27 protein-coding genes and 1 other RNA gene are annotated in these 23,948 nt (G+C 68.5%); 18 read left to right on the top strand and 10 right to left on the bottom strand.

The annotated features are described in order from the left end of the window. Positions 1 to 2: 2 nt before the first annotated feature. From MLE64_RS06365 to MLE64_RS06345, 5 genes are all read left to right on the top strand, one after another. On the top strand, positions 3 to 755 hold the full coding sequence (locus MLE64_RS06365; RefSeq protein ID WP_243316934.1) for an energy transducer TonB: 753 nt from the start codon (positions 3 to 5) through the stop codon (positions 753 to 755). A gap of 7 nt (positions 756 to 762) precedes the next feature. Then, entirely contained in the window at positions 763 to 1,137 is a 375-nt protein-coding gene (locus MLE64_RS06360) for an ExbD/TolR family protein (RefSeq protein WP_243316933.1), read from the top strand. A gap of 17 nt (positions 1,138 to 1,154) precedes the next feature. Beyond that, positions 1,155 to 1,517: RNase P RNA component class A (rnpB, locus tag MLE64_RS06355), an RNA gene on the top strand. A gap of 352 nt (positions 1,518 to 1,869) precedes the next feature. Continuing rightward, positions 1,870 to 2,628 (top strand): GNAT family N-acetyltransferase, encoded by a 759-nt coding sequence (locus MLE64_RS06350; protein WP_243316932.1) that lies wholly within the window; start codon positions 1,870 to 1,872, stop codon positions 2,626 to 2,628. Positions 2,629 to 2,652: 24 nt separating this feature from the next. Beyond that, on the top strand, positions 2,653 to 3,807 hold the full coding sequence (locus MLE64_RS06345; protein ID WP_243316931.1) for an MFS transporter: 1,155 nt from the start codon (positions 2,653 to 2,655) through the stop codon (positions 3,805 to 3,807). Here the strand turns inward: MLE64_RS06345 and MLE64_RS06340 are convergent. Both MLE64_RS06340 and MLE64_RS06335 read right to left on the bottom strand, forming a co-directional pair. Then, positions 3,797 to 4,513: a class I SAM-dependent methyltransferase gene (locus MLE64_RS06340; RefSeq protein WP_243316930.1), complete on the bottom strand. Its 717-nt coding sequence runs from the start codon at positions 4,511 to 4,513 to the stop codon at positions 3,797 to 3,799. The two genes, MLE64_RS06345 and MLE64_RS06340, sit on opposite strands and share 11 nt — an antisense overlap. A gap of 110 nt (positions 4,514 to 4,623) precedes the next feature. Beyond that, on the bottom strand, positions 4,624 to 5,175 hold the full coding sequence (locus tag MLE64_RS06335) for a hypothetical protein (protein ID WP_243316929.1): 552 nt from the start codon (positions 5,173 to 5,175) through the stop codon (positions 4,624 to 4,626). A 104-nt stretch (positions 5,176 to 5,279) separates the two neighbouring features. On the opposite strand from MLE64_RS06335, the gene MLE64_RS06330 reads away from it, so the two are divergent. The 6 genes from MLE64_RS06330 to MLE64_RS06305 all read left to right on the top strand — a co-directional run bounded on the left by MLE64_RS06330 (position 5,280) and on the right by MLE64_RS06305 (position 10,154). Continuing rightward, positions 5,280 to 5,780 (top strand): Fur family transcriptional regulator, encoded by a 501-nt coding sequence (locus MLE64_RS06330; protein WP_243295872.1) that lies wholly within the window; start codon positions 5,280 to 5,282, stop codon positions 5,778 to 5,780. A 124-nt stretch (positions 5,781 to 5,904) separates the two neighbouring features. Further along, entirely contained in the window at positions 5,905 to 6,972 is a 1,068-nt protein-coding gene (gene add / locus MLE64_RS06325) for an adenosine deaminase (RefSeq protein WP_243316928.1), read from the top strand. A gap of 26 nt (positions 6,973 to 6,998) precedes the next feature. Continuing rightward, positions 6,999 to 7,994 carry a DHH family phosphoesterase gene (locus tag MLE64_RS06320; protein WP_243316927.1) on the top strand — a complete coding sequence of 332 codons (996 nt, stop codon included), beginning with the start codon at positions 6,999 to 7,001 and terminating at the stop codon, positions 7,992 to 7,994. A 107-nt stretch (positions 7,995 to 8,101) separates the two neighbouring features. Continuing rightward, on the top strand, positions 8,102 to 8,761 hold the full coding sequence (gene ribA, locus MLE64_RS06315) for a GTP cyclohydrolase II (protein WP_243287516.1): 660 nt from the start codon (positions 8,102 to 8,104) through the stop codon (positions 8,759 to 8,761). Positions 8,762 to 8,855: 94 nt separating this feature from the next. Beyond that, entirely contained in the window at positions 8,856 to 9,308 is a 453-nt protein-coding gene (locus tag MLE64_RS06310; RefSeq protein ID WP_243295876.1) for a DUF2721 domain-containing protein, read from the top strand. Between the two features lie 54 nt (positions 9,309 to 9,362). Next, on the top strand, positions 9,363 to 10,154 hold the full coding sequence (locus tag MLE64_RS06305) for an SDR family oxidoreductase (protein ID WP_243316926.1): 792 nt from the start codon (positions 9,363 to 9,365) through the stop codon (positions 10,152 to 10,154). Here MLE64_RS06305 and MLE64_RS06300 read toward each other — a convergent pair. Genes MLE64_RS06300 through pgsA form a run of 3 tightly spaced genes read right to left on the bottom strand, consistent with a single transcriptional unit; the run spans position 10,149 to position 12,811 of the window. Then, a complete protein-coding gene (locus MLE64_RS06300) occupies positions 10,149 to 11,165 on the bottom strand; it encodes a pseudouridine synthase (RefSeq protein WP_279342955.1) in 1,017 nt (338 codons plus the stop codon). The two genes, MLE64_RS06305 and MLE64_RS06300, sit on opposite strands and share 6 nt — an antisense overlap. A gap of 42 nt (positions 11,166 to 11,207) precedes the next feature. Continuing rightward, positions 11,208 to 12,242 carry an AI-2E family transporter gene (locus MLE64_RS06290; RefSeq protein ID WP_243316925.1) on the bottom strand — a complete coding sequence of 345 codons (1,035 nt, stop codon included), beginning with the start codon at positions 12,240 to 12,242 and terminating at the stop codon, positions 11,208 to 11,210. After that, positions 12,239 to 12,811 carry a CDP-diacylglycerol--glycerol-3-phosphate 3-phosphatidyltransferase gene (gene pgsA, locus MLE64_RS06285; RefSeq protein WP_243316924.1) on the bottom strand — a complete coding sequence of 191 codons (573 nt, stop codon included), beginning with the start codon at positions 12,809 to 12,811 and terminating at the stop codon, positions 12,239 to 12,241. Before pgsA ends, MLE64_RS06290 begins: the two co-directional genes overlap by 4 nt. An 89-nt stretch (positions 12,812 to 12,900) precedes the next feature. On the opposite strand from pgsA, the gene MLE64_RS06280 reads away from it, so the two are divergent. The 3 genes from MLE64_RS06280 to MLE64_RS06270 are packed head-to-tail and all read left to right on the top strand — an operon-like array spanning position 12,901 to position 15,468. Continuing rightward, entirely contained in the window at positions 12,901 to 13,146 is a 246-nt protein-coding gene (locus MLE64_RS06280) for a FeoA family protein (RefSeq protein ID WP_243316923.1), read from the top strand. Then, entirely contained in the window at positions 13,146 to 15,317 is a 2,172-nt protein-coding gene (gene feoB / locus MLE64_RS06275) for a ferrous iron transport protein B (protein WP_243316922.1), read from the top strand. The genes MLE64_RS06280 and feoB overlap by 1 nt, the downstream gene beginning before the upstream one ends. A 7-nt stretch (positions 15,318 to 15,324) precedes the next feature. Beyond that, positions 15,325 to 15,468, top strand: a complete 144-nt coding sequence (locus MLE64_RS06270) for a hypothetical protein (protein WP_243295883.1) — start codon at positions 15,325 to 15,327, stop codon at positions 15,466 to 15,468. Positions 15,469 to 15,474: 6 nt separating this feature from the next. Here the strand turns inward: MLE64_RS06270 and MLE64_RS06265 are convergent, their stop codons facing one another. Together MLE64_RS06265 and MLE64_RS06260 are read right to left on the bottom strand one after the other, a co-directional pair. After that, the gene (locus MLE64_RS06265; RefSeq protein ID WP_243316921.1) at positions 15,475 to 16,347 is read right to left on the bottom strand and encodes a B12-binding domain-containing radical SAM protein; all 873 of its coding nucleotides are present in this window, start codon (positions 16,345 to 16,347) and stop codon (positions 15,475 to 15,477) included. Continuing rightward, entirely contained in the window at positions 16,348 to 17,052 is a 705-nt protein-coding gene (locus MLE64_RS06260) for a hypothetical protein (RefSeq protein ID WP_243316920.1), read from the bottom strand. A gap of 125 nt (positions 17,053 to 17,177) precedes the next feature. Here MLE64_RS06260 and MLE64_RS15945 point away from each other — a divergent pair, with 125 nt between their 5' ends. Next, positions 17,178 to 18,506 (top strand): NfeD family protein, encoded by a 1,329-nt coding sequence (locus MLE64_RS15945; protein ID WP_243316919.1) that lies wholly within the window; start codon positions 17,178 to 17,180, stop codon positions 18,504 to 18,506. Continuing rightward, on the top strand, positions 18,503 to 19,267 hold the full coding sequence (locus MLE64_RS06250) for a slipin family protein (RefSeq protein WP_243295887.1): 765 nt from the start codon (positions 18,503 to 18,505) through the stop codon (positions 19,265 to 19,267). Before MLE64_RS15945 ends, MLE64_RS06250 begins: the two co-directional genes overlap by 4 nt. Here MLE64_RS06250 and MLE64_RS06245 read toward each other — a convergent pair. Next, positions 19,251 to 20,888: a SpoIIE family protein phosphatase gene (locus MLE64_RS06245; RefSeq protein WP_243316918.1), complete on the bottom strand. Its 1,638-nt coding sequence runs from the start codon at positions 20,886 to 20,888 to the stop codon at positions 19,251 to 19,253. The two genes, MLE64_RS06250 and MLE64_RS06245, sit on opposite strands and share 17 nt — an antisense overlap. Before the next feature lie 184 nt (positions 20,889 to 21,072). Here MLE64_RS06245 and MLE64_RS06240 point away from each other — a divergent pair, with 184 nt between their 5' ends. Together MLE64_RS06240 and MLE64_RS06235 are read left to right on the top strand one after the other, a co-directional pair. Further along, positions 21,073 to 21,669 (top strand): DUF2239 family protein, encoded by a 597-nt coding sequence (locus tag MLE64_RS06240; RefSeq protein WP_243316917.1) that lies wholly within the window; start codon positions 21,073 to 21,075, stop codon positions 21,667 to 21,669. 32 nt (positions 21,670 to 21,701) lie between these two features. After that, positions 21,702 to 22,055 (top strand): GIY-YIG nuclease family protein, encoded by a 354-nt coding sequence (locus MLE64_RS06235; protein ID WP_243316916.1) that lies wholly within the window; start codon positions 21,702 to 21,704, stop codon positions 22,053 to 22,055. Positions 22,056 to 22,146: 91 nt separating this feature from the next. Here the strand turns inward: MLE64_RS06235 and MLE64_RS06230 are convergent, their stop codons facing one another. Both MLE64_RS06230 and MLE64_RS06225 read right to left on the bottom strand, forming a co-directional pair. Beyond that, positions 22,147 to 23,202, bottom strand: coding sequence for a hypothetical protein (locus tag MLE64_RS06230; RefSeq protein WP_243316915.1), 1,056 nt, complete (start codon positions 23,200 to 23,202; stop codon positions 22,147 to 22,149). After that, complete coding sequence (locus tag MLE64_RS06225; protein ID WP_243316914.1) at positions 23,199 to 23,654, bottom strand: cupin domain-containing protein; 456 nt, start codon at positions 23,652 to 23,654, stop codon at positions 23,199 to 23,201. The genes MLE64_RS06230 and MLE64_RS06225 overlap by 4 nt, the downstream gene beginning before the upstream one ends. Between the last annotated feature and the right edge of the window lie 294 nt (positions 23,655 to 23,948).

The following is a 23,948-nucleotide window of genomic DNA, read 5'->3' as shown; positions in this document are numbered from 1 at the left end:
CCATGTCCATCCTCGCGCTCCGGCGCGGCCGGGGGCCTGCCTTCCCGGACCTGCCGCCCACCCTGCAACCCCACGCCATCCTCGCTTCGGCGCCGCCTTCGGACACCTTCCGCGCGGCCATGCTGTCCGCCTTGACCTACCTCCTGCTCGCCGGCGGAGCCGTGGCTATCGCGTCCTTCGGGCCGAAGGCCGTCCTGGCGCCGGCGCTTCCGCCTGCCCCTCCCTGGAGACCGATAGAGCTCGACGGGCCTCCGCGCCCGCGTCCCATCGAACGCCAGGCACCCACGACCACCGGGGGCACAGGAGGCGGCACGGCCGTCGTCAACTCCGGCGCGCCCACGCGGGCGGATCCGGTGGAGCCCGCCGCGGGCCTCCCCACCTTGGATCGCCACCTGGACGTCCCCGGGGCAGGGCCCGCGCTTCCGGGCCTCACGGTCCCAGCCACCGGCCCCGCAGGTCCCGCGGCGGGCCCGGCGATCCACGACTTCACCACCACCGCTCCGGCGATCCTCCATCGCGTGGATCCCATCTATCCGGATCTTGCGCGCCGGGCCCATGTCCAGGGCACGGTGGTGCTGATGATGGTGGTGGATGAACGGGGCGTACCCATGCAGGTGCGTGTCCTGGACGGACACCCGGCCCTCCAGGACGCCGCGCTGCAGGCCGCCCGCCAGTGGCGCTTCGAACCCGCCCTGATGGATGGCCGCCCGGCGGCGGCGAGCTTCCGGCTCACCCTGAACTTCCGGCTGAGGTGAGGACGCCATGACCCCGAAGATCCGCAGCGACATCAACATCACGCCCCTGGTGGACATCGTCCTGGTGCTCCTGATCGTTTTCATCTCCCTCGTTCCGGTCCTGCCCCGGGCCCTCGACACCTCCCTTTCCGGAGGCGCCGGGACCGGGGTCCCGGGACCGCTCCTCCGCCTCACCCTCGCGGCGGACGGTTCCCTCGACCTGGATGGTGTGAAGATCACGCTGGCTGAACTGCCCGCGCGGATCCATGCGACGACCGGGAAAGTGGTGCTCCGGGTCCACCCTTCGCTGCCGCTCCACCGGGCCACGGGCGTCCTGGACGCAGTCAAGTCGGGCCGGCCGGAAGCATTGCCCGCCCTGATCGCCACGCCGGAGGGCACCTAGATCGTGCTAGCCTCACCCTTGTGGATCAGGGCGTCGCTGCTCGCAAGGGCAGAGGAAAGTCCGGGCTCCACAGGGTGCTGGGCCTGGTAACACCAGGGCGGGGCGACCCGACGGAAAGTGCAACAGAGAGCAGACCGCCGATGGATCTTCGGATCACAGGCAAGGGTGAAACGGTGGGGTAAGAGCCCACCGCCGGACTGGCAACAGGACGGGCACGGTAAACCCCCCAGGGAGCAAGACCAAATAGGCCGGCGCACCGCGCAAGCGGCGAGGGTTGACCCGACCGAGCCGGCGGGTAGGTCGCTTGAGTTGGATGGCGACATCCATCCCAGAGGAATGACGTCCCACGACAGAACCCGGCTTACCGATCCACCGGAGCCCCCGCAAGGGGGCTTCGCGCGTCCTCCTCCCCTCGTGATTCCCTCCTCGCCGGGTCCCGACTCCGCACGCTCCACCGGAGCGTGCTCCATCACCCGGTGGTCGGGAGAACCCGGCTTACCGATCCACCGCGGCCTCCGAAAGGAGGCCGTGTTCATGTCCTCCGGGAGTCCGTCGAAAATTCGGCTACGCTGGTGGCTTCTCTGGATAGGCCTCTGACCCGCTCCCGTCATTCCGTTGGTTTCGCGCCTGGACTTGGTGTCGGGAGCCCGCGCCTGGGCTGACGCAAGGGCGCGACCCTGTGCCTGCCGCCGCGCCTCTGGGCGGGCGGACCACCCCTTTTCGGAGATTCCGATGCACCACGACTTGACCTGCCTAGCGCGCCGTCTCGAGCGCGCCCAGGCCCTTCAGAACGAACGATTCAACCAGGCTGCCGGGGGTCGCAGCCTGCCGTTGGGCGGGGGCTTCGCGCACCACCGCGGCGAGGCCCACCCCCTCAATCAGGCGCTGGGGTTGACCGAGCCGATCAACGAACCCGAACTGGAAGCCGTCGAGGCCTTCCTCGGCGTGCCCACCGTGCTGGAACTCAGCCCCGGCGCCGATCCGTCGCTGTGGCCGCTGCTGGCGCGCCGGGGGTACCGCCTCCACGCCTTCCAGCAGCTGTGGGTGCGATCCCTGGAGGACCCACCTGCGGCAGGTTCGGAAGGCCTGGTTCGACAAGCCCGGCTCGACGAGGCCGGGATCTTCAATCGCGTGGTCGCGGCAGGGTTTCACGAGCGCGATGACTGGCAGGACCTGACGCCGCCTTTCGAGGTGTCCCTGGAGGTGCCGGATGCCTGGGGCTTTCTGGCCTTCGTGGACGGAGAGCTGGCCGGAGGCGGCATGCTGGGCGTCGTGGAGGGCGTGGCCCTGCTCTCGGGCGATGCGGTGCTGCCGCGCTTCCGGGCCCGCGGCTTGCAGAAGGCCCTCATCGCCGCGCGCCTGGCCTTCGCGCGGGTCCGCGGCTGTGACCTCGCCTGCGCCTCCACGGCCCCGGGCACCGCCAGCCAGCGGTCCTACGAGGCCTGTGGCTTCCGGGCCGCCTACCCCAAGGTGGAGATGGCACGGGGCTGAGCGGGCCGATGCGATAGTGGGGGGATGCGCCGTCCCGCTCCCCCCACCGCCGCGCTCCTCGTGACGGCCCTGGCCTTCCACGTGGACATGCTCCTCTACTACCTGCTGGTGCCCCTGCTGCCCCGGTACGCGCGGGACCTCCACCTGAACCAAATGGAGGTGGGAATCCTCTTCGGCAGCTACGCCGTGGCCCTGCTGGCGGCCACCTTCCCCGTGGCCCTCCTCACGGACCGCTTCGGCCGCCGCGCGCCCATGCTCTGGGGCCTGGCGGGGCTGGGCGTCACCACGCTGGTCTTCGCCGTGTCGAAGCAGTACTGGCTGCTGGTGCTGGCCCGCTTCCTCCAGGGCGTGGCGGGGGCGGCCACCTGGCTGCCGGGCATGGCGCTGCTGGCGGACATCTTTCCCAGCGAATCGCGGGGCAAGGCCATGGGCACAGCGTTCGCCGCCGCGAACCTCGGCGTGCTGATCGGGCCCCCGCTCTCCGGCTTCCTCGATCAGCACGCGGGCCCCACCGCGCCATTTGTGCTGGGGGCGGTCCTGGTGGCCCTGGATGCGGCGGGTCGTGCCTTCCTCCTGCCAGAGACCGAATCCGGCCAGGGGCTGCAGCTGCCTTTCCGCCAGCTGCTGTCCAATCCCACCATCCGGGTCTTCGCCGGCGCCATGGCCCTGGGCTCCTGCCTGTGGGCCCTACTGGAATCCACTCTGCCGCTGCACCTGGACCGGCGCCTGGGCCAATCTCCGACCCAGATCGGTCTCTGTTTCGCGGCGGCCGCCCTGGCTCACACCTTCACCTCGCCATTGATGGGCGCCCTCTCGGACCGCATCGGGCGGGTGCGGGTGCTCCGCATGGGGCTGGTGCTGGCGGTGGTCTTCATCCCCCTGCCGGTGCTGTTGCCCCGGTCCTGGATGGTGGTGCTGGCCATGATGGGGCTGGGCAGCACGGCCAGCTTCATCATGAGTCCCTGCAGTCCCGCGGTGGCCGACCAGGTGGAGCGGCAGGGCAGCCAGAGCTTCGCTTCCGCCTTCTCCATCCTGAACCTGGCGTACTCCGTGGGCCTGATGGTGGGTCCTCTCGTGGGCGGCGCCCTGGTGCAGGGTCTGGGCCTGCCGGTGGCCATGGGGCTCTCGGGGCTCGGCTTCGGCACCTACCTGCTGGCCACGCGGAGCCTCAGCGCTTGATCCCCCGGTAGATCCAGCGTTCCGCCTCTTCCGACCAGGGCCGGCCGTCCAAGCCGCCGTAGGCCGCCACGTCTCCGAAGCCCGCCGCCGCGAGGCTGGCCCGAACTTCGGCGTCCGCGGGAATCCAGATGTCGTGGCGGAAGGCCTCGCCCTGGCAGCGGCGCTCCGTGCGGATGCGGCGGCCGTCGGGGCTCCAGGTGGCGCGTTCCTCGTAGCCTTCATCGGGGAATTCCAGCCACTGCCCTTCGACTTCCGCGATGGCCCGCCGCAGGGAGGAGCGGCCGGCCAGGTCCAGGAGCAGGGCGCCGCCGGGCCGGAGCACGCGGGCGAACTCGGCTAGCTGGCGGAGGTTCTCCGCGTCCGTGGCGAAATAGCCCCAACTGGTGTAGGCGCAGAAGACGCCATCCGCGCAGCCCGCCCGGAAGGGCAGGGTGCGGAGGTCGAGGCGAGTCAGGGCGGCGGGGTGTTCCTTCCTGTGGCGATCCAGGTTCATCCGGCTGAGGTCGCCCCCCACGGTTTCCCAGCCCCGGGCCACCAGGTGGGGCTGGAGGCGGCCCCAGCCGCAAGGCAGGTCCAGGATCCGGCTGCCCGAAGGCAGGTCCAGCAAGGCCGCGAGCGCCGGTCCTTCGGTGGCGGCCTCCGCGTCCTTGTCCGCGTAGATCTGGAAGTAGGCCGGGCGGTCGAAGTCCCAGGCGAACCATTCCATGGCCCGAGTGTGACGAGGCTCCCCTGGGGGAAAAGCAGGGGGCCGGCTTTGCCGGTCCTCTGCTCCGGGGGTCCGGGGGTGTGCGCGCAGCGGGGAACCCCCGGAGAGCATCACGCTTCGTCGGTGTCCGCCTTCACCAGCTTCACGATGGGCGTGGACTGGGGCGTGTTGACAATGCCCTTCCAGACGTAGCGGGTGCCGCGCTTCTGGCCGCTCTTGGTGATCAGCTTGGCCTCCTCCAGTTCGGTGAAGAGGCGGCGAAGCGTGGCCGGGGCCCAGTCGCAATCCTTGAGGTCCAGGGCCACCTGGGCCTCGAAGCTGCTGAGGGATCCCTTATCTTGAAGGGCGCGCATCAGGTCCCCCTTCAGGTCTTCCAACTCGGGCTTGGATCGGCGGGCCTTGGTCTTGAAGGCCGGTGGGGTGGCCACGGGCGCGGGGGCGGCGGGCTTGGGCGCGGGGGGAACCGCGGCCTGGACGGGCGCGGACACCTGGGCCTGCACCAGCAGGCCATCAAGGTAGATGTCGCCGCGCTCGGGGCGGAAGAGCACCACCACGGAGCCGGGCGGCAGGCCTTCCTGCTGGAGCGCCGTGATGACCCGCTCCCCGATGCGAGATTTCTGGTCCGATGACAGATTGGGGGATTGTATAATAACGATGGCCATGGGCGCTCCAATATGCATACGGTTGATACATAATACGCTTTGGGGTTTCATCTGTAAAATACGATCTGTCGACTGGACCGGTTAGACTTGCCACCGAGGATTCCATGCGCAAACCCAAGATCGAACGCCCCGAGGAACAGCAGCGCTTTGAAACCTTCCTGCGGTCGCGGCAGCTCAAGCTGACCGGCGAGCGCCTCGAGCTGGTGGAGGAGGTCTTCGGCCAGGTCCACCACTTCGACGCGGACCAGCTGCACATGGCGCTCAAGCAGAAGGGCAAGGCCATCAGCCGGGCCACGGTGTACCGCACCCTGGATCTGCTGGTGCAGTGCGGCCTGGTGCGGAAGAGCAGCTTCGGCGACCAGCACGCGCACTACGAGGCCGTGCGCAGCAACGAGCACCACGACCACCTGATCTGCCTGAACTGCGACGCCATCATCGAGTTCTTCCGCCCCGACCTGGAGGCCCTCCAGGAGGCCATCTGCCACGAGTACGGCTTCCGGCCCATGCACCACAGCCACCAGATCTTCGGCCTGTGCAAGGAGTGCCAGAGCCGCGAGACGGACGCGCCGACGCTGGCGCACCGGATGAGCCAGCTGAACGTTTGACGGGGGTCCCACGCTGCGCGCACACCCCCGCACCCCCAAGCAGAAGCCCGGCAAAGTCGGGCTTCTGCTTATTCTCAAACCTTCATCAGATAGCTGCCCGCCCCGCGAAGCGCTAGGCTAGGCCATGCCGAAACTCAGCCTCCAGGATCTCCAGCGCCTTCCCAAGACGGATCTGCACGTCCACCTGGACGGCAGCCTCCGCATCGCCACCATCCTCGACCTCGCCGAACAGCAGAAGGTGAAGCTGCCTGCGGACACGCCTGAGGGCCTGCGGCCCTTCGTGGAGGTGGGCGACGATTGCAAGTCGCTGGTGGAGTACCTCAAGGCCTTCGACGTCACCCTCTCCGTGATGCAAACCTACGAAAGCCTCGTTCGCACCGCCTTCGAGCTGGCGGAGGACGCGGCGAAGGAGAACGTGCGCTACATGGAGGTGCGCTACAGCCCGATCCTCCACCAGCAGAAGGGCCTCACGCTCCACGCCATCGTGCAGGCCGTGCTGGAGGGCCTGGCCCAGGCGGAGCGCCAGTACAACATCAAGACCGGCGTCATCCTTTGCGGCATTCGCCACATCTCGCCCGACATCTCGCTGCGCCTGGCGGACCTCACCGTGGCCTTCAAGAACAAGGGTGTGGTGGGCTTCGACCTGGCGGGCGCCGAGGAGAACTTCCCCGCCAAGCGCCACAAGGATGCCTTCGGTCGCGTGCTCCAGAACAACATCAACTGCACCCTGCATGCGGGCGAGGCCTACGGCCCGGAGAGCATCCACCAGGCCATCCATCTCTGCAGTGCTCACCGCATTGGCCATGGCGTGCGGCTCATCGAGGACGGCGACCTGCTCAATTATGTAAATGACCACCGCATCCCGCTGGAGTGCTGCCCCTCGAGCAACGTGCAGACCAAGGCCGTGAAGAAGATGGCGGACCACCCCATCCGCCTGTTCTACGACCTGGGTCTGCGCGTCACCGTGAACACCGACAACCGCATGGTCACGAACACCACGGTGAGCCGGGAGTTCCAGGTCATCCACGACGAGCTGAACTTCAACCTCGAAGAAATCAAGGAGCTCATCATCATGGGCTTCAAGAGCGCCTTCCTGCCCTACGCCCTCAAACGCGCCCTGCTGGCCGAGATCGTCCACGAGCTGAAGGCCTTCAAGCCGGGCAGCCTGGAGAGTAAAAAGGAACACCTCTGATATCCTGACTACCGAGGTCAGGATTCATGCTCGATCGCTTTGCCGACTTTCTCGATGGCCACGCCAAGGTCCTTCTCACCACCCACGAGAACCCGGACGGGGATGGCGTGGGCGCGGCCGTGGCGCTGGCAGCCCACCTGAAGGAGGAAGGCAAGGAGGCCCGCATCGTGGTGGCGCCGGTCCTGCCGGAGAACCTGCGGTTTCTGGATCCTGAGGGCTGGATCGAGGCCTACGACCCCGCGGGCGCCCACGCGGACCTGGCCGCCTGGCCGGATGCCTGGCTGCTCATCGACGCCTCGGAACCCCACCGCATGGGGGCGCTCTACGCCGCCTTCGAGGGCACGAAGGCCGAGCGGGCCTGCCTGGACCACCACCTGAAGGACGCGCCTCACGGCTTCGACGACGAGTTCACGGACCCCACGGCCAGCGCCAGCACGGAGCTGGTCTACGACCTGGTGCGGCCCCGCATCGGGGGCGACCTGCCGCCGGTGATGGCCCAGGCCCTCTATGCGGGCATGGTGAGCGACACAGGCAACTTCCGCCATTCCAACACCACGCCCAAGATCCACCAAGCGGCGGCTGACCTCATCGCCCAGGGGGTCCACCCGGCGCGCACCTACAACGCCCTCTACCAGACCGCCACGCCCGCCAAGCTCAAGCTTTTCGGCCGGGCCATGGGCGGGCTCCAGATGCGGGACGGCGGTCGTTTCGCGTATGTGGCCGTGACCAAGGCGGACCTGGCCGCCTGCGGCGCCACCCACGAGGATCTGGACGAGCTGGTGGAGGAGCCCCGGAAGTTGAAGGGCGTCGAGGTGGCCGCCCTGTTCTCCGAGGCCTCGGACGGCCGCGCCAAGGTGAGCCTCCGGTCCCGCGAGAAGGTGGATGTGAACGCTGTCTGCCGCCAGTTCGGGGGCGGGGGCCACCGCCTGGCCTCCGGCGCCAAGGCCTCCCTGCCGCTGGAGACCTTCATCGCCCAGGTGGAGACGGCCGTGCTGGCCCAGATGGAACGCGATATGGTCTAGTGCAGGACGGGCCGGGAACCGGTTGCCCCGAAAAGGTCCAGGTCCCAGACTTCATTTTCCTCCCGGGCGGCATCCAATGGATCAGCCGCACTTTCTCCCGGACCCCCATGTCGCCCAAAGATCCCAGCAGCGCCCCGAAACTCGAACTGTTCTGCAAGCTCCAGGCGGAGAAGGTTCCCTTCATCGCCAAGGCCAATGTGCCGTCCATCTTCGGCAAGTTCACGGTCTACGGCTTCCTGGAGCACGCCACGGGCAAGGAGCACCTGGCCATCGTGGCCGGCGAGATCGACGCCCGGCGCCGTATTCCCGTGCGCATCCACTCCGAGTGCTGGACGGGCGACGTGCTGGGCAGCCTCCGGTGCGACTGCCGCCAGCAGCTGGAGGAGGGCCTCCGCCACGTGGCCGAGCACGGCGGCATGGTGCTCTACCTCCGCCAGGAGGGCCGCGGCATCGGCCTCCTGAACAAGCTCAAGGCCTATGCCCTCCAGGAGCAGGGGCTCGACACGGTGGAGGCCAACCACTCCCTGGGCTTCCCGGACGATCTGCGCACCTACGACTGCGCCGTGGAGATGCTCAACTTCTTTGGCATCACCAAGGTCAAGCTGCTGACCAACAACCCCCGGAAGATCGGGGCCCTGGAGTCCGCCGGCATCGAGGTCGAGCGGGAGCGCCACCAGCTGGCCTCCAACCCCCACAACCTGCGCTACCTCAAGACCAAGGCCCGCAAGAGCGGTCACATGCTGGATTTCGAGGAAGAGGCGCTGTAGAGGCTGTCAGCTATCGGCTCTCAGCTTTCAGCTCAAGAGGGGTGCGGCATTTTTTACTGACAGCTGACAGCTGAGAGCTGATAGCTATAAAGCCATGCCCGTCCCCGCGCCTCCCGTTTCCGCCCAGACCATCACGGACATCTCCCACGTCATCCAGCTGTCGGTGGCGCCGGTCTTCCTGCTCACGTCCATCGGGACGATCCTCGGCGTGCTGTCCACCCGGCTGGCACGCATCGTGGACCGGGCCCGGGCGCTGAAGGATCTTCTGGATCAGGCGCCGGAACGCCGGCACCCGGCCATCCACGACGAGATGCACACCCTGGCGCATCGCAGGCGGTTCATCAACCTAGCCATCACCTCCGGCACCACCGCGGCGCTGCTGGTCTGCGTCAGCATCGCCACCGTGTTCCTGGGGGCCGTGCTGAAGGCCAGCGTGGCCGTGCCTGTGGCCCTGCTCTTCATCCTGGCCATGGCGGCCTTCGTGGCGGCCCTGGTGTTCTTCCTTCGGGAGATCCTGCTGGCGGTGCGGAGCCTGCACCTGGCCTGATTCGCTGACCTCTTCCTGCCTCCGGGTGCCACAATGCCCCGCAGGAGGGCACCCATGGGGCAGGAACTGGAAGGCAAGGTGGCGCTCGTGACGGCGGCCAGCAAGGGCCTGGGCCGGGCCTCGGCCGAGGCTCTGGCGCGGGCCGGCTGCGATCTGGCCATCTGCGGCCGGGATCAGGCGGCCGTGGAGAAGGCCGCGGAAGAGATCCGCCGGGCCACGGGGCGCGCGGTCCTGCCGGTGGTGGCGGACCTGGGCCGTGCCGAGGACGTCCAGCGACTGGTGGAGGCCACCCTGGCCGCCTACACCCACGTGGACGTGCTGGTCTCCAACACGGGCGGACCGCAGCCGGGGCCCTTCATGGCCTTCGACGACGCCGCCTGGCAGGGGGCCTTCGACAGCCTCCTCATGCCCGCCGTGCGCCTGGCGCGGGCGGTTGTGCCCGGCATGAAGGAACGGAGCTGGGGCCGGATCCTCTTCATCACCTCCAGCGCCGTCAAGCAGCCCATTCCCGCGCTGGTGCTCTCCAACTCGCTGCGGGCCGCGGTGACGGCCATGGCCAAGACCCTCGCCGGGCAGGTGGCGAAGGACGGCATCACCGTGAACTGCGTGGCCCCGGGGCGCATCTTCACGGACCGCGTCCGCTTCCTGGACGGCGAGGCCGCGAAGGCCAGCGGCCGGACCATGGAGGATATCCGGACGGAGCAGGGGGCCCGCATCCCGGTGGGACGCTACGGCGAGCCGAGGGAATTCGGCGAGGCCGTGGCCTTCCTTGCGGGCCCCGGAGCCTCCTACATCACCGGCAGCACCCTGGCGGTGGACGGCGGGGCGATCTCGTCCCTTTTATAGGCTCTTGATCGCCGCGATTTCCTGGGGGTGCAGGAAGCGCCAAGCGCCGGGCTTCAGAAGCGGGTCCGCCAGGGGGCCGAACTGCACCCGGCGCAGCTTGCTCACGGGATGACCCACGGCGGCGAACATGCGGCGGATCTGCTGGTTCTTGCCCTCTGTGAGGGTGACCTTCAGCCAGGGGTTGTCGCCCTTCTCGGCGATCTCGATGTGGCAGGGTTTCAGTCGACGTCCGCTGAGCAGGAAACCGGCCTCGAACTCCTTCAGCAGCTCGGGCTTCGGCGTGCGGTGGACCTTCACCAGGTAGACCTTGGGGATCTCATGCTCGGGCCCCATGAGCACCTGGGCCAGGGCGCCGTCGTTGGTCATGAGCAGCAGGCCCTCGGAGTTGAAGTCGAGGCGGCCCACCGGGTACAGGCGGCCCGGCACGCCCTTGAGCAGGGCCATCACCGTGGGCCGGCCCTGGTCGTCCTTCACGGTGGTGACGTAGCCCTTGGGCTTGTTCATGAGGATGTAGACCGGCGCCTCCTTGTGGATGGGGATCAGGTCCACGGTGATCTCGTCCCGGCGCGGATCGGCGCGGGCGCCCAGCTCGGCCACAGTCTTCCCGTTCACCTGCACGCGGCCGTCGAGGATGATCTGCTCGCAGGCCCGGCGGCTGTCTATGCCGGCGGCGGCGAGGATCTTCTGGAGGCGCTCCTGGCCGGCCTGCGGAGGGCGAGGTGAGGCTCCGCCGGGGCGGGGTGCCGCGGCCTTGCGCGGGGCCTGCTTGGCCGCGGGCCGGGTCTTGTCGATGGCCGGCCTCCGCGTGGGAGCGCCGGACGCGGAGCGGCTGGCAGAGCCCGAGGTGGGGCGGGAGGCCGAGGACGGACGGGAAGCCGAGGATGACCGGGCCGGACCTGCGGCCGGTCGGGCTGGCGCTGATGACCGGGCCGGGCCTGCGGCCGGCCGGCCGGCGGCGGGCTTGCGGGTGGCGGGCGCGGTGCGGGGCCCCTTCGGGGCGGGCTTTCTCATGGCGGCTCCTTCGGCGTCTCCCGACGCGGAAGGCCCAGTCTATCAGGCTTCCTCGCCGAACCAGGGATGGGCCCGGTAGTCCGCCAGCAGCTCCTCGGCCGCCACCTTCAGCACCACCGCCAGCGGCACCGCGAAGATGAGCCCCAGCACGCCGAACCAGAAGCCGAAGGCCGTGAGGGCCAGCAGCACCTCCAGGGGATGCAGGCGGCTGGCGCGCCCCACCCAGACGGGCGTGAAGTAGAAGGCCTCGGCCTTCTGCACGGCGATGAACACGAGGGCGAGGGTCACGAGATGTCCCGTGCGCCCTCCGTCCAGATAGGCCAGCACCAGGGCCGGCGGCAGGGCGGTCAGGTAGGGGGAGTAGGGCACGACGTTGGACACGCCGGCCACCAGGCCCAGCAGCCAGGCGTAAGGCACGCCGAGGATCGCCAGGGCCAGCCCCTGGAGCAGGGCCATGGCGGCGGCCACGGCGGCCTGGCCGCGGATATAGCCGCCCAGGCGCTGGTGGATGGCTCCGGCCATGCGGTCCATGCGCTCCCGGTGCCGCGGGGGTGCCAGGCTCCGGAGGTTGGCCACGAGCCGGGGGCCCTCCAGCAGCAGGTAGTAGAGGATCAGGGGCACTAGGATGAGGGCCAGCAGATCGAGGAAGCACCCCTGGAGGCCGCCGCCCGTGGCGCGGAGGCCGCGAAGCAGCAGCCCCGGATCCAGGCCCTCCAGGCCGCGCTCCAGCCGGGCCTGCCAGGCCGGGTGGGCCTGGAACCAGGGCAGCAGCCTCGCCTCGAGGGCCTGTTTCCAGCCCGGCAGGGAAGCGGCGAGGCGTTCGCCCTGGTCTGCCAGCCAGGGCACCAGGATCGTCAGGAGGCCGGCGACCGCGACCACAAAGCCGCTGAGCACCGCCACCACGCTCCAGGGCCGGCCCAGGCGTCCTGCCAGGCGGTCCACCAGGGGGCCCAGCAGGTAGGCCAGGACCATGGCGAAGAAGAAGGGGGCCAGGGCCCGCCGCAGCAGCCAGAGGGCCAGCAGGGCAGTCGCCGCGGCCAGGGCGAAGCGGAGGGGAATCCGGCCCCGCTCCGTCATCCCGCGGCCGGGGCCCGGGTGGCTCGCACGAAGTAGTGGATGCCCGAGGCCAGCACCAGGGCCGCCACCACCCAGTACATCTCCGGCAGGAAGGGGTCCATCCAGCGCCGGTAGCCCAGGGCATTGAATAGCAGGCCCAGGGAGACGGCGACGAGTTGGGCCGCCGTGCTCACCTTGCCCAGGAGGCTGGGGTGGAACTTGCTGTCGCTGAGACGGTCCACGGAGGCGAAGGCGTAGAAGGAGATCACCAGATCCCGTGTGATGGCGAGCATCGCCACCCACACGGGGATGGGAGCGGCCATGCCCTGGGTGCGCCAGGCCAGGAGCACGAAGGCCGTGGTCATGAGCAGCTTGTCGGCGGCCGGATCCAGCACGGCGCCCAAGTCCGATCCCTGGTCGAACACCCGCGCGATGAGCCCATCCAGCAGGTCTGTGAGCCCCGCGGCCCCGAAGATGATGAAGGCGTGCCAGTGGTGTCCGTACCAGACCGCGATGGCGAAAAAGGGGATGGCCAGGATCCGCAGCAGGGTCAGTGCGTTGGGCAGGGTCAGGGGGCTGGTCGTGGGCATCGGATCCAGTTTAGACGGAGATCACATCCTTTGACTTGGACCTTGTAGCACCCTAATGGGGAGTTAGACTATGGTTTGGAGTTGAGATTATGACTCAGAATCTATCAATTCCCCTGAGCGACCTCCAACCGGGGGACCAGGGGGAGGTGATCCAGGTCCAGGCGCAGGGTCAGATCCGCCAGCGCCTGCTGGAGATGGGCTTCATCCGGGGCGCGCGCCTGCGGGTGGAGAAGCTGGCCCCCCTGGGGGACCCCATGGAACTCGTGATCAAGGGCTACCACCTGTCGCTGCGACGGGACGAGAGCGCCTGCATCCTCGTGCACCGGGTGGCCTGATGTCCCTCACCATCGCCCTGGCGGGTAATCCCAACTGCGGGAAGACGACGCTGTTCAACGCCCTCACCGGGGCCCGCCACCACGTGGGCAACTGGCCCGGCGTCACGGTGGAACGGCGCAGTGGTGCCTTCGAGCAGGATGGCCTGACCCTGGAGGTGGTGGACCTCCCCGGAACCTACTCCCTGGCCGCCCGCAGCGAGGATGAGCGAGTCGCCGCCCAGTTCCTGGCCTCCCCGGAGGTGGACCTGGTCCTGAACGTGCTGGACGCCTCGAACCTGGAGCGCAACCTCTACCTCAGCACCCAGCTGCTGGAGCTGGGCAAGCCTGTGGCCTTCGTCCTCAACATGGTGGATGACGCCGAAAACCGGGGCGTCCACATCGATGTGGCGGCCCTGGAGACCCTGCTGGGCGGCCCGGTCATCCCCACCGTGGGCAACCGGGCCCAGGGTATTCCCGAGCTCAAGGCCCTCCTGGCGGTTCTGGCACGCGGGGAGTCCACCCGCTGCCGCCGCATCACCGTGGACTATGGCCACGACATCGAGGGCGAGCTGGCCAAGCTCGAAACGGAGATCTGCCGAGACGAGAAGCTCGAGGCGGCCATGCCGCCCCGCTGGCTGGCCCTCCAGCTGTTGGAGAACAATGCCGAGGCCAAGCGGCGGGTGGCGGAGAGCCACGCCAGCGAAGCCATCAGCCAGCAGCTCACGAAGAGCTTCGCCTTCCTGGAACCCCACCTGGGCGCCGATGGCGCGACGCTGATCGCCGAGCGCCGCTACGGCTTCGCCCACGGCCTGGTGAAAGAGGTGGCCACGGCGCCGGACGAGGGCAGGACCCCCACCGCCAGGCTCGATGCGGTGCTCACCCACCGGTGGCTGGGCATCCCCATCTTCGTGGGCATCCTGGCCCTGGTCTACTCGGTGTCCTTCATCCTCGGGAAGATCCCCCAGGACTGGATCGCCGAGGGATTCAAGGCGCTGTCGGACTTCGCCGGGGCCCACCTGCCCGCCGGCGAGCTGACCAGCCTGCTGGTGGATGGCGTGATCCCCGGCGTGAGCGCGGTGATCGTCTTCGTGCCCGTGATCATGATCCTGATGGGCTGCATCGCCTTCCTGGAGGACACCGGCTACATGGCCCGGGCGGCCTTCATCATGGACCGGCTCATGCACGTCATGGGCCTCCACGGGAAGAGCTTCATCCCCCTCATCATGGGCAGCGGCTGCAATGTGCCGGCCATCCAGGCCGCCCGCACCATCGAGAGCCGGCAGGACCGCCTCATCACCATCCTCGTCACGCCACTGGTGAGCTGCTCCGCGCGCCTCCAGGTCTACATCGTCATCGCCGGGACTTTCTTCACGCCCTTCAAGGCGGCCCTGGCCATCATCGCCATGCACTTCCTGGGCCTGGGCCTCGCCGTCCTCATGGGCCGCATCCTGCGCAGCGCGCTCTTCGCCGGCCCCAGCTCGCCCTTCGTGATGGAGCTGCCGCCCTATCGGTTGCCGGTCCTGAAGGCCACGCTCATCCACATGTGGGAGAAGGGCTCGGTCTTCCTCACCCGCGCGGGCACGACCATCTTCGCGGGCGCCACGCTGATCTGGTTCCTCTCGCGCTATCCCGGCATCGCCAACCAGGAGTGGACGGCCCAGTACCAGGAGCAGCGGCAGGCCGTGGCCGCCCTGAAGCTGCCCGGGGCCGAGGAGGAGGATCGCCTCAGGGCCCTCCAGCTGGCCCACGAGAGCCGCATCGTGAACACGAGCCTGGCCGCGCGGCTGGGCCAGAAGGCCTCCCCCCTCCTCCGGCCCATCCTCGATCCGGACCACAAGCGCGCCGAGGCCTGGAAGGATGTCATCGCCCTCACCGCCGGCTTCGTCGCCAAGGAGATCGTGGTCTCCACCATGGCGGTCATCCATCAGGCCAGTGATGAGCCCAAGCCGGGCGAGCGCCTCAGCCCGCTCCAGGTGTCCCTCCGCGACAACTCTGGCCTGAGCCCCCTCACGGCCCTGGCCTTCATGGTGTTCACGCTCATCTACACGCCCTGCCTGGGCACCGTCGCCATGATCCGCCGCGAGGCGGGCAGCTGGGGCTGGGCGGGCTTCACCATCGCCTACGGCCTGGTCCTGGGGTGGGGCTTGGCCTGGATCACCGTGGCCGCCGGCCGCGCCCTCGGCTTCGCGTGAGGTGCCCATGAACCTCCAGCTCGTCCTCGTCGCGTCTGCCGTCAGCTGGTCGGCCTTCTACTTCCTGCGGGGCGCCTATCAGGACCTGAAGGCGGGGAACGCTTGCTCCCACTGCAGCTCCGGCGGCTGTCCCGCCGCCCGACGGCGCTGAGGGGCCTCAGAGCCCCCGCGCCCACTCGGGCCGCAGGGGCACCTTGCCTTCGAGCGCGGCGTCGATTGCGGCCAGCATGGCCTCCCGGTCCCGCGGCAGGCGGCCGCCGATGGGAAGGTAGTTCGAGGCATGGTTGGACCGGAAGATGGCGTTGCCGGGACGGGCCTCCTCCAGGAACCAGCGCAGTTCCATCAGGAGCCCCCGCTGGTCCGGAAGCTCGAAGCGTCCCTGGTCCTCCAACGCGGCGAGGGGCGTGTGGGGGACCACGGTCAGGGTCAGCGTGGAGAGGAAGCGGGGATCCATGGCCGTGGCCAGCCGGCCCGAGGCGCGGGCGTGCGCCTCGCTGCGTTCGCGGCCCCCGGCGCCCAGGAGGAAGATGAGGGACTGGTCCATGCCCGCCTCCCGGGCCCGGTGAGCGGCCTCGACGTGCTCCTCCGCCGTGGCTCCCTTGGCGATTCGGTGGAGGGTCTCGTCATCGCCCGATTCCGGGCCGAGGTAGAGGAGGGACAGGCCCAGCTCCCGGAGCCGCTTCAGTCCCCCGGGCGTCTTCCCCAGGAGGTTGCGCGCGGTGGCGTAGGTGCTGACCCGCCGCAGCCGCGGAAAAGAATCGGCCAGGGCCCGGAGGATGGGCTCCCATCGGTCCACGGCCATGCCCAGGGGATCGCCGTCGGCCACGAAGACGTGCCGCACGTCCTCCGCAAAGCGGGTCCCGGCCTCGGCGATGTCGGCCAGCACGTCCTCCAGGGGCCGCTCCCGGTACCGCTTCCCCTGGTACATGGCGCAGTAGGTGCAGGCGTTCCATGAGCACCCCAGGGTCGCCTGGAGAATGAACGAGTCGGCCTCACTGGGCGGGCGGAAGAGGGGCTCGTCGTAGCGCACTCAGCAGCCCCTCCGCCGGGCCTCGGACACCAGGTCCAGGGCCAGGTCCACGGGGTCCACGGGGAGGTGGGGCAGGCCGGCCACGAAGCCCGGGCGGCCCACGCGGTCATCGAGGGGAGCCTGCGGGCAGAGGGTCTGGAACCGCGTGGTGAGCAGGGCGAGGTTGGCCAGGGTCGCGGGGCGCATGTCCGCGCCGAGGCAGCGGTAGTCCATGGCGTGTTCATAGACCATCAGGTCCGGGTGGCCATCCCCGCGCTGGACCAGGAGGAAGGGCTCCTTGGCGTGGGTGGTGCGCTCCTCCACCTTCTCCACCTTCTTGGTCAGCAGGAGCCCTCCGCTGAGGACGGCCTTGCCCAGGTCGAAGCGCGTCTCCTTGGTCTTGAGGATCTCCGTGGTGCTCTGGGTCCGGGCTCCCCGCTGCAGGAGACGGACCGCGTCCAGGGGGCACGGGTGGGTCTGGCCCTTCGCGTCCACGGCCTGGAAGCCTCCCGGCACCCAGTCCAGGCTTCGCACCACCACGCGGGCTCCGTCCGAGGGAACGGCGGAGGGTTCGGCCGCCCAGGCGAGGAATCCCTCCGCCGTCAGGGCCGCCACCAGGCTCTCGCCGTCCGGCGTAGCCCTGACGAGGATCCGAGGCAGGGTGCCCGCCAACATCCGCGCCGCGTCCGGCAGGGCGAGGCCCGCCAGCCGCGCGGCTCGGGCCACGGCCTCGGGAGTTCCAGGAATCCGACCCACCGCCACGAACATGGGACGAGTATGAGGCCGGCTGGACGAGGTTGATAAACTGGATCGGTTCCCGCGAGGTCGCTGTGCGAACTGGTCGCGGAAGGGTGAAATCCCCGGAGTACCCGGCGGCTTGGTTCCGCCGGGTGGCCGCCTTGGCGCTCGCCATCCTGGCCGCGCCGCTGCTGTGGGCTCCCGGGACGCCGGACCGGCGGGTCTGCGTGGCCCGGATCCAGGGCACCATCGGCCCGGCCACGGCGACCTACGTGGCGCGGGCCATCGGGGAGGCCGCGGGCCAGAAGGCCCAATGCCTGGTCATCCAGCTCGACACGCCGGGCGGGCTCCTGGACTCCACGAAGGAGATCATCCAGAGCTTCCTGCGCTCTCCCGTGCCCACCGTCGTCTACGTCTCCCCCCAGGGCGCCTGGGCCGGCAGCGCGGGCTGCTTCATCACCATGGCGGCCGACGTGGCGGCCATGGCCCCGTCCACCAGCATCGGGGCCGCGCATCCCGTGGGGATCGGCGGGGGCGAGAAGCAGGACGAGGTGATGAAGCAGAAGCTGGAGAACTTCGCCGCCAGCTACCTGGAGGCCATCGCCGGCAAGCGGCACCGCAACATGGAATGGGCCCGGGCCTCGGTGCGCGAGAGCGCAGCCATCCCAGCGGACAAGGCCCTCGAGCTGAATGTGGTGGATCTCCTCGCGGACGACATGCCCGATCTGCTGCGGCGGCTGGATGGTCGGCAGGTCGGGGCCTGGCGGCTGGAGACGGCCGGGGCGACCGTCGTCGAGATCCCCCTGTCGATGCGGGAGCAGGCGTTCCAGACCATCGCGCATCCGCAGGTGATGCTGATCCTGATGCTGGTCGTGGTGTACGGGATCATCGGGGAGCTGACCAGCCCCGGGGCCATCCTGCCAGGCGTGGCGGGCGTGATCGCGCTCCTCCTCCTGCTGTATCTGGCCTCCGTTCTGCCGATGAACATCACGGGGCTGGCGCTGATCGCCGTGGCCCTCGTGCTGTTCACCATCGACGCCTTCGCACCGACCCACGGCGTGCTCACGGGGGGCGGGGTGATCGCGTTCTTCCTCGGGCTGTTCATGCTGTTCGACCGGAGCGAGCCCTTCCTGCGGCTTTCGCTGATGTGGCTGGTGCCGGCCACCGTCGTGACGGCCCTGTTCTTCATCTTCGTGGCCGGCGCGGGCATCCGCGCCCAGCGCCTCCCGGCCAGGGCCGGCGCCCAGACGATGCTGGGTCGGACCGTCGCGGCCGTGGAACCGATCGACGCCTCCCGGGGGAAGGTGTTCCTCGAAGGCGAATACTGGGACGCCGTCAGCGCCGTGCCCATCGCGGCGGGGCAGGTCGTGGAGATCGTGGCGCTGAACGGCCTGACCCTGACGGTGAAACCCGTGGGGACTTCCGAGGAGGAGCGGCCATGAACGCCTACGTGATGTACCTGGGACCCTGGATCGTCGTGCTGGTGGCGCTGGGACTGATCGTCCTGCCCCAGGCGGCCCGCATCCTGCGCGAGTACGAGCGGGGCGTGATCTTCCGCTGGGGCAAGCTCCGGGGCGCCAAGGGGCCGGGCCTGATCTTCCTCATCCCCTTCATCGACCGCATGGTACGCATGGACCTGCGCGTGGTGACCATCGACGTGCCCAAGCAGGAGGTGATGACCCGCGACAACGTCCCAGCGACGGTCGACGCCGTGGTCTACTTCCGCGTGGTGGACCCGCAGGCGGCCGTGGTCAAGGTGGAGAACTTCCTCAAGGCGTCCTCTCTGATCGCCCAGACCACGCTGCGCAGCGTGCTGGGCCAGTCGGAGCTGGACGAGCTGCTGTCGCACCGGGAGATGATCAACCTCAAGCTCCAGGAGATCATCGACCGCCAGACCGAGCCCTGGGGCGTGAAGGTGAGCACCGTGGAGGTGCGCGACGTGGTGCTGCCCGACGGCATGAAGCGCGCCATGGCCAAGCAGGCCGAAGCCGAGCGGGAGCGGCGCGCCAAGGTGGTCAACGCCGAGGGCGAGTTCCAGGCCGCGGAGAAGATGGTGCAGGCCGCCGCCATGATGGCGGAGCAGCCCATCTCGCTCCAGCTGCGCTTCCTCCAGACCATGGTGGAGATCTCCAGCGAGCACAACACCACGAGCTTCATCCCCCTGCCCAGCGAGCTGTTCCGGCCCTTCATCCAGAAGAGCTAGCGGTCCGCCGCAGCAGGAGGATGGTGCGGTCGTCCGTGAAGGGGGCGCCCTTCGCGTGGGCTTCCAGATCGGCCATGAGGCCGGCGTCGATGGCATCGAGCCCGAGGGTCAGGCTCGCCCGCAGGAAGGCCTGGAGGCGATCCTCGCCGTACTCCTCGCCGTCCGGAGCCGCGGCTTCCGTGATGCCGTCGGTGTAGAGCGCCAGGAGGTCGCCGGGTTCCAGGCGGAAGGAGCCGGAGCCGTACGGCTGCCCCGGCAGCATGGCCAGGGGCAGCCCCTGGGATTCCAGCGCCATGAAGGTCCCGTCGGCGCTCACCAGGTAGCCTGGGTTGTGGCCCGCGTTCGTGTAGGTCACCTCGCCGGTGGCGGGCTCGAAGAGGAGCAGGAAGGCCGTCACGAACCGCTTCCCGTCCGTGTGCCGGGCCAGGGATCGGGAGAGGTGGAAGGCGAGATCATCCGGCGCGAAGTCCCGCTCGCCGAAGGCTTCCAGGAAGGCGGAGAGGCTCGCCATGAGGAGCCCCGGCCCCAGGCCCTTCCCGCTGACGTCGGCCAAAGCGAGGAGCCAGCGGCCATCTTCCCGAAGCCACCATCCGAAGAGGTCGCCGCTCACCTGCCGGCTGGGGAGGTTGTTGCCATGGAGCTCGTAGCCCGGGATCTCCGGGGGCAGGCCCGGAAGGAGGCCCTGCTGGATGTGCCTGGCCAGGTCCAGCTCCTGATCCAGGGAGCGCCGCCTCTGGGCCTCTTCCTGCATGCGGACCTGTTCCAGCTTCGCCGAGGCCAGGTGGGCGAAGGTGCTGGCGAGGCCCAGGTCCTGCTCGGTGAAGGGGGCGCGCGGCGCCTTGGCGTCCAGGTAGAGCAGGCCGAGGATGGCGCCTTCGAATTCCAGGGGCGCCACGATGGCCGTGGAGATGCCGCTGAGGAGCAGGGAAGGGCTCGCGGTGCCCGCCTCGACATCACGGAAGAGCACGGCCTGCCGCCGCGCCAGGGCGGATTCCACCAGATGCGTGGAGAGGCTGATGGGGGCGTGTCCTTCGCTGGCGCGGGAGGCCACGGGCTTCAGGCTCCCGCCGGGGCCCGAGAGGAGGATCGCCGCCCGCCAGGGATGGAGCTGGTTCCAGAGGTGGTCCAGCACATGGTCGAGCAGCGTTCCGGGCGGCACGTCCTTGATGAGCTCCAGGCTGAGGTCCTGGAAGTCCCGGATCACCGCCCCCATGCGGTCCGACGCGCCCGAGGGCAGCCAGGTCCGCCAGGCCTCGTCGATGGGAAGGACCACGCTCGACTGGGGCGAGGATCCGCTCTCGTCGCGGAACCGGACTTCGGGACCGAGGGTTCCGCCGGTCACCCGGATGTGGACGGACCCGAGGTGCACCTCGTCCCCGCCGCGCAGGGGGCGGGGGGCATGGACCCGCTCGCCATTGATGAAGGTGCCGTTGCGGCTGTCCAGGTCCTCGAGGAAGGGGATGCCCCGGTGCATCACGATCCGGGCGTGGCGCCGGCTCAGGGCCCCATCGGCGATCACCACGTCGTTCTGGTGGGAGCGGCCGAAATGCCAGGCCTGGCCGTCCTCTCCCTCCAGCAGGAGCGGGTCGAGTCCCGGAACATGCAAGGTCATGGCGGCCATGGCGGCAAGGATTGTGTCCGAGTCAGCCGGCGTGCGCCATGGTGAGTTTCCAGAAGAGCTATCTTTTTTTGCGGCCACCCTCGGAATGATCTGGCAAAAAATCGGTGAGATCAATTTTATACGGATGTTATTGCGGGGCGATTTTAATACGGGTAATAATAGGCGAAGAGGAAAGGATACCTCCATGCCCGATCGTACGCTGACGTTTTGCACCGCCTTCGACGGTCCGCGCCGTCTCGCCTCCGGTCCGCTGAGGCAGGTGGCCGAGGCCGTGAAGGCCCGCGTGGATGGCGGCCAAGCGGAGGATGTGGCGCCCAGTGTGCTGGTGCTCGACGATGAAACGGGCCGCGTCATCGACCTCGACCTGCGGGGGACGCCCGAGGATGTGGTCGCCCGCCTCGGCGGTCCGCAGGAGCAGCCGGAGAAGCCGCGGGGAAGGGGCAGGCCCAGGCTCGGCGTCGTGCCAAGGGAGGTCACCCTCCTCCCGAGGCACTGGGAGTGGCTCAGCGCCCAGCCTGGCGGAGCCTCGGTGACCCTGCGCAAGCTCGTGGAAGAGGCCCGCCGGGCGGGGACGGCCAGCGAGCGCAGGCGCCTGGCCCAGGAGCGCGCCTACCGCTTCATGGCGGCCCTGGCCGGTGACGCCCCCGGGTACGAGGAGGCCCTGCGGGCGCTCTACGCGGGGAACGCGGCGGCCTTCGAGACGCACATCCAGCCCTGGCCGGTGGACGTCCGGGAGCATGCGCGGAAGCTGGCGCAGGCGGCATTCGAGTCCGGGCTCTGACGGCGCGGACCTGGGAGACGGGAGGAAAGGGCATGGACGGATCCTTCGATCGGAAAGCGGCGCTTCGGGCCTACAAGGAGCGGAAGCCACGGCCCGGCATCTATGCGGTGCGCCACCGGGCGTCGGGTCGCGCGTGGGCCGGCGCGAACCCGAACCTCGACACCACCCGGAACGGCCTCTGGCATCAGCTGAACGAGGGACGCCACCTGGATCGCGGGCTGCAGGCGGCCTGGAACCAGCACGGCGAGGCAGCCTTCGAGTACGTCATCCTCGAGGTTATCGAAGAAGAGATGAGCCCTCTGGTCCTCAAGGAAACGCTGAAAGCCAAGAAAGCCGAGTGGGCGGCCCTCCTCGCCGAAAGCGAAGGGATCCCGGGAGATGCCTGACGGCCAGACCGCTGAGGCGCTGAGATGTCCTTCCGCCCGCGGGTGAGTGGCATCTCTGCTGGCTTCCGCGTTGCTCCGCTTACCGCGCGCCTTAAAGGAACTGGAGTCGCAGGCCGCACATGCCAAGCAGAATGGCGGTGGCGATAAGGGCTGAGGCTACGGCGCCCCAGACCACCACGCCATCCGCCAATTCCCGCCGTGCTCCATGCGCCAGCATGATGGCCCGCAGGCCGCTGCCCACATGAGAAAGGACGAAGAATACTGCCAGCCAATAAAGAGGGACCAGACGGATGTTCCACGCATCATGAATCAGTCCCGTGGGGGCCCCGGTGGCGAACCCCCAGTCGGAGTCGATGTTGAGGATTCTGCGGGCCAGGATGAAGACAGCATTGCTGTGGCTGATGATGAAGAAGCTGAGATAGATTCCTGATGCGAGCTGGAATGTCCGGAATCGGCCGGTGGCACATTTCGTGTACTGCCATCCGAGAAAGACCCCCGTGGCAATCTGGGCGAAGAAACCAATCATGAGGAGCGGTTCTACCACCGGTGATCGGTAAACCTGGCGCAGGGACCGCATCATCGCGGCATGGGCCTCTGGTCCGATAAGACCGAGGAGGTGATTGGCCAGATGACCTCCCAGAAAGACCAGGAGGATTCCAAGGGCTGTATATCCATGGAACTTTCGCAGCTTGATGCGCGGGCGCGCAGGGAGCACGGTCACGGGGTGCGTCCGGTCACTCAAGGCGATCAGGACAGCGAAGCCGGCCCACATGAGGCTCAATAACCAAGTGCAGGTTTGAGGGTAGCCGACCATGTAGAGGGCGACACTGGCCAGGGTGAAAATGGCGGGCGAGGCGACTGCAAGCAGGGCCACCCTGCGGGCCCTCAGTTCAGCCGAATTGGGCGCCTGGATTCCCCCGAGGTGCATGGCGGCGAGCAGAGCTGCGACAGGCATGAGGAAGGCCAGCAGTAGCAAGGCGGCTGGGACCAGGCCGAACCTACCCCCTCTGTGGTCCAGGGAAGTGTGGAATCCCACGAGCACGTATGGATAAACGAGCGCCCCAATGGGAGGGATGAACCCAATGGACCGGTTCAATGCCTCCGATAAGACCCAGCCTGATGCTCTTGTTTGGTTGTCCTGGCTCACGCTTTCTCCGCGAGGGCTGGGAGCGGCTCCACGCCCTCGGTGTGGCACCAATCCAGATAGTCCTGGCGAGCGCCGAGAGCATCCGCGACGCGGATCAGATTCCCCGCTGCATCCCGGTATTCATTCCGGCCGTTCACTTCGATGTGGACAATGCAGGGCTCATCGCCGATGGCCTCCCAACTGTCCTCATTCCCCGCAGGTTCGTGAACGTACATGCCGGGGCCTACGATCTCGCCGGTATCCAGCCGCCTTGTGCCAGAAAGGTTGAAGGCGTGGACCTCTCCAGTGTGGCGGTGGCGAGAGATCACCGTTCCAGGTTCCAGCCGGAGCAGGAGCTGCCAACCACTGAGGTCTGGGAAAATATAGATGGGTTTGAAGGACAACCCCTCGGAGAGTGGGATCCAACCGATCTGGGTGGTGTCTACAAAAGTGGTGGGCGGAAAGTTGCGCATGAAGATCCTTGAGAAGGTGGACCACCAGGTCACCTCCCAATGTCTCCAGTTGTTTGGTCTAGGAAAAAGTTCCACTTTTGAAATAGCTGCTAGACCATTTCGAAGCGCTGATTGTCCGCATGGAACCCGCGTGTCGAAGCCTGGGCGAGAGAAATGAGCGAAGTCGCCTGCAGCTCGAAAATGGCTCATACGCCCGCTTCCAGGACCGCGCGCCGATCAGGAGGAGACCTGCCGCGTGGCTCAAGCGGCCACCATCGGTGGAGCCAGCCTCAATCCACCAGTCAAGGCATCCGA

Source organism: Geothrix paludis, from assembly GCF_022808815.1.
GTDB lineage: Bacteria > Acidobacteriota > Holophagae > Holophagales > Holophagaceae > Geothrix > Geothrix paludis.
Note: the sequence above shows the minus strand (reverse complement) of the source record. Positions and strands in the feature narration are given on the sequence as shown.

Excerpts from the sequence above, each read along its gene's own strand:
- MLE64_RS06360 (WP_243316933.1), top strand. The coding sequence starts at position 763 with ATGACCCCGAAGATCCGCAGCGACATCAACATCACGCCCCTGGTGGAC.
- MLE64_RS06345 (WP_243316931.1), top strand. The coding sequence starts at position 2,653 with ATGCGCCGTCCCGCTCCCCCCACCGCCGCGCTCCTCGTGACGGCCCTG.
- MLE64_RS06240 (WP_243316917.1), top strand. The coding sequence starts at position 21,073 with ATGCCCGATCGTACGCTGACGTTTTGCACCGCCTTCGACGGTCCGCGC.
- MLE64_RS06290 (WP_243316925.1), bottom strand. The coding sequence starts at position 12,242 with ATGACGGAGCGGGGCCGGATTCCCCTCCGCTTCGCCCTGGCCGCGGCG.
- MLE64_RS06235 (WP_243316916.1), top strand. The coding sequence starts at position 21,702 with ATGGACGGATCCTTCGATCGGAAAGCGGCGCTTCGGGCCTACAAGGAG.
- MLE64_RS06350 (WP_243316932.1), top strand. The coding sequence starts at position 1,870 with ATGCACCACGACTTGACCTGCCTAGCGCGCCGTCTCGAGCGCGCCCAG.
- MLE64_RS06280 (WP_243316923.1), top strand. The coding sequence starts at position 12,901 with ATGACTCAGAATCTATCAATTCCCCTGAGCGACCTCCAACCGGGGGAC.
- ribA (WP_243287516.1), top strand. The coding sequence starts at position 8,102 with ATGTCGCCCAAAGATCCCAGCAGCGCCCCGAAACTCGAACTGTTCTGC.
- MLE64_RS06310 (WP_243295876.1), top strand. The coding sequence starts at position 8,856 with ATGCCCGTCCCCGCGCCTCCCGTTTCCGCCCAGACCATCACGGACATC.
- MLE64_RS06365 (WP_243316934.1), top strand. The coding sequence starts at position 3 with ATGTCCATCCTCGCGCTCCGGCGCGGCCGGGGGCCTGCCTTCCCGGAC.
- feoB (WP_243316922.1), top strand. The coding sequence starts at position 13,146 with ATGTCCCTCACCATCGCCCTGGCGGGTAATCCCAACTGCGGGAAGACG.
- MLE64_RS06225 (WP_243316914.1), bottom strand. The coding sequence starts at position 23,654 with ATGCGCAACTTTCCGCCCACCACTTTTGTAGACACCACCCAGATCGGT.
- MLE64_RS06245 (WP_243316918.1), bottom strand. The coding sequence starts at position 20,888 with ATGGCCGCCATGACCTTGCATGTTCCGGGACTCGACCCGCTCCTGCTG.
- MLE64_RS06330 (WP_243295872.1), top strand. The coding sequence starts at position 5,280 with ATGCGCAAACCCAAGATCGAACGCCCCGAGGAACAGCAGCGCTTTGAA.
- MLE64_RS06305 (WP_243316926.1), top strand. The coding sequence starts at position 9,363 with ATGGGGCAGGAACTGGAAGGCAAGGTGGCGCTCGTGACGGCGGCCAGC.
- MLE64_RS06320 (WP_243316927.1), top strand. The coding sequence starts at position 6,999 with ATGCTCGATCGCTTTGCCGACTTTCTCGATGGCCACGCCAAGGTCCTT.
- MLE64_RS06300 (WP_279342955.1), bottom strand. The coding sequence starts at position 11,165 with ATGAGAAAGCCCGCCCCGAAGGGGCCCCGCACCGCGCCCGCCACCCGC.
- MLE64_RS06340 (WP_243316930.1), bottom strand. The coding sequence starts at position 4,513 with ATGGAATGGTTCGCCTGGGACTTCGACCGCCCGGCCTACTTCCAGATC.
- pgsA (WP_243316924.1), bottom strand. The coding sequence starts at position 12,811 with ATGCCCACGACCAGCCCCCTGACCCTGCCCAACGCACTGACCCTGCTG.
- MLE64_RS06270 (WP_243295883.1), top strand. The coding sequence starts at position 15,325 with ATGAACCTCCAGCTCGTCCTCGTCGCGTCTGCCGTCAGCTGGTCGGCC.
- add (WP_243316928.1), top strand. The coding sequence starts at position 5,905 with ATGCCGAAACTCAGCCTCCAGGATCTCCAGCGCCTTCCCAAGACGGAT.
- MLE64_RS06335 (WP_243316929.1), bottom strand. The coding sequence starts at position 5,175 with ATGGCCATCGTTATTATACAATCCCCCAATCTGTCATCGGACCAGAAA.
- MLE64_RS06250 (WP_243295887.1), top strand. The coding sequence starts at position 18,503 with ATGAACGCCTACGTGATGTACCTGGGACCCTGGATCGTCGTGCTGGTG.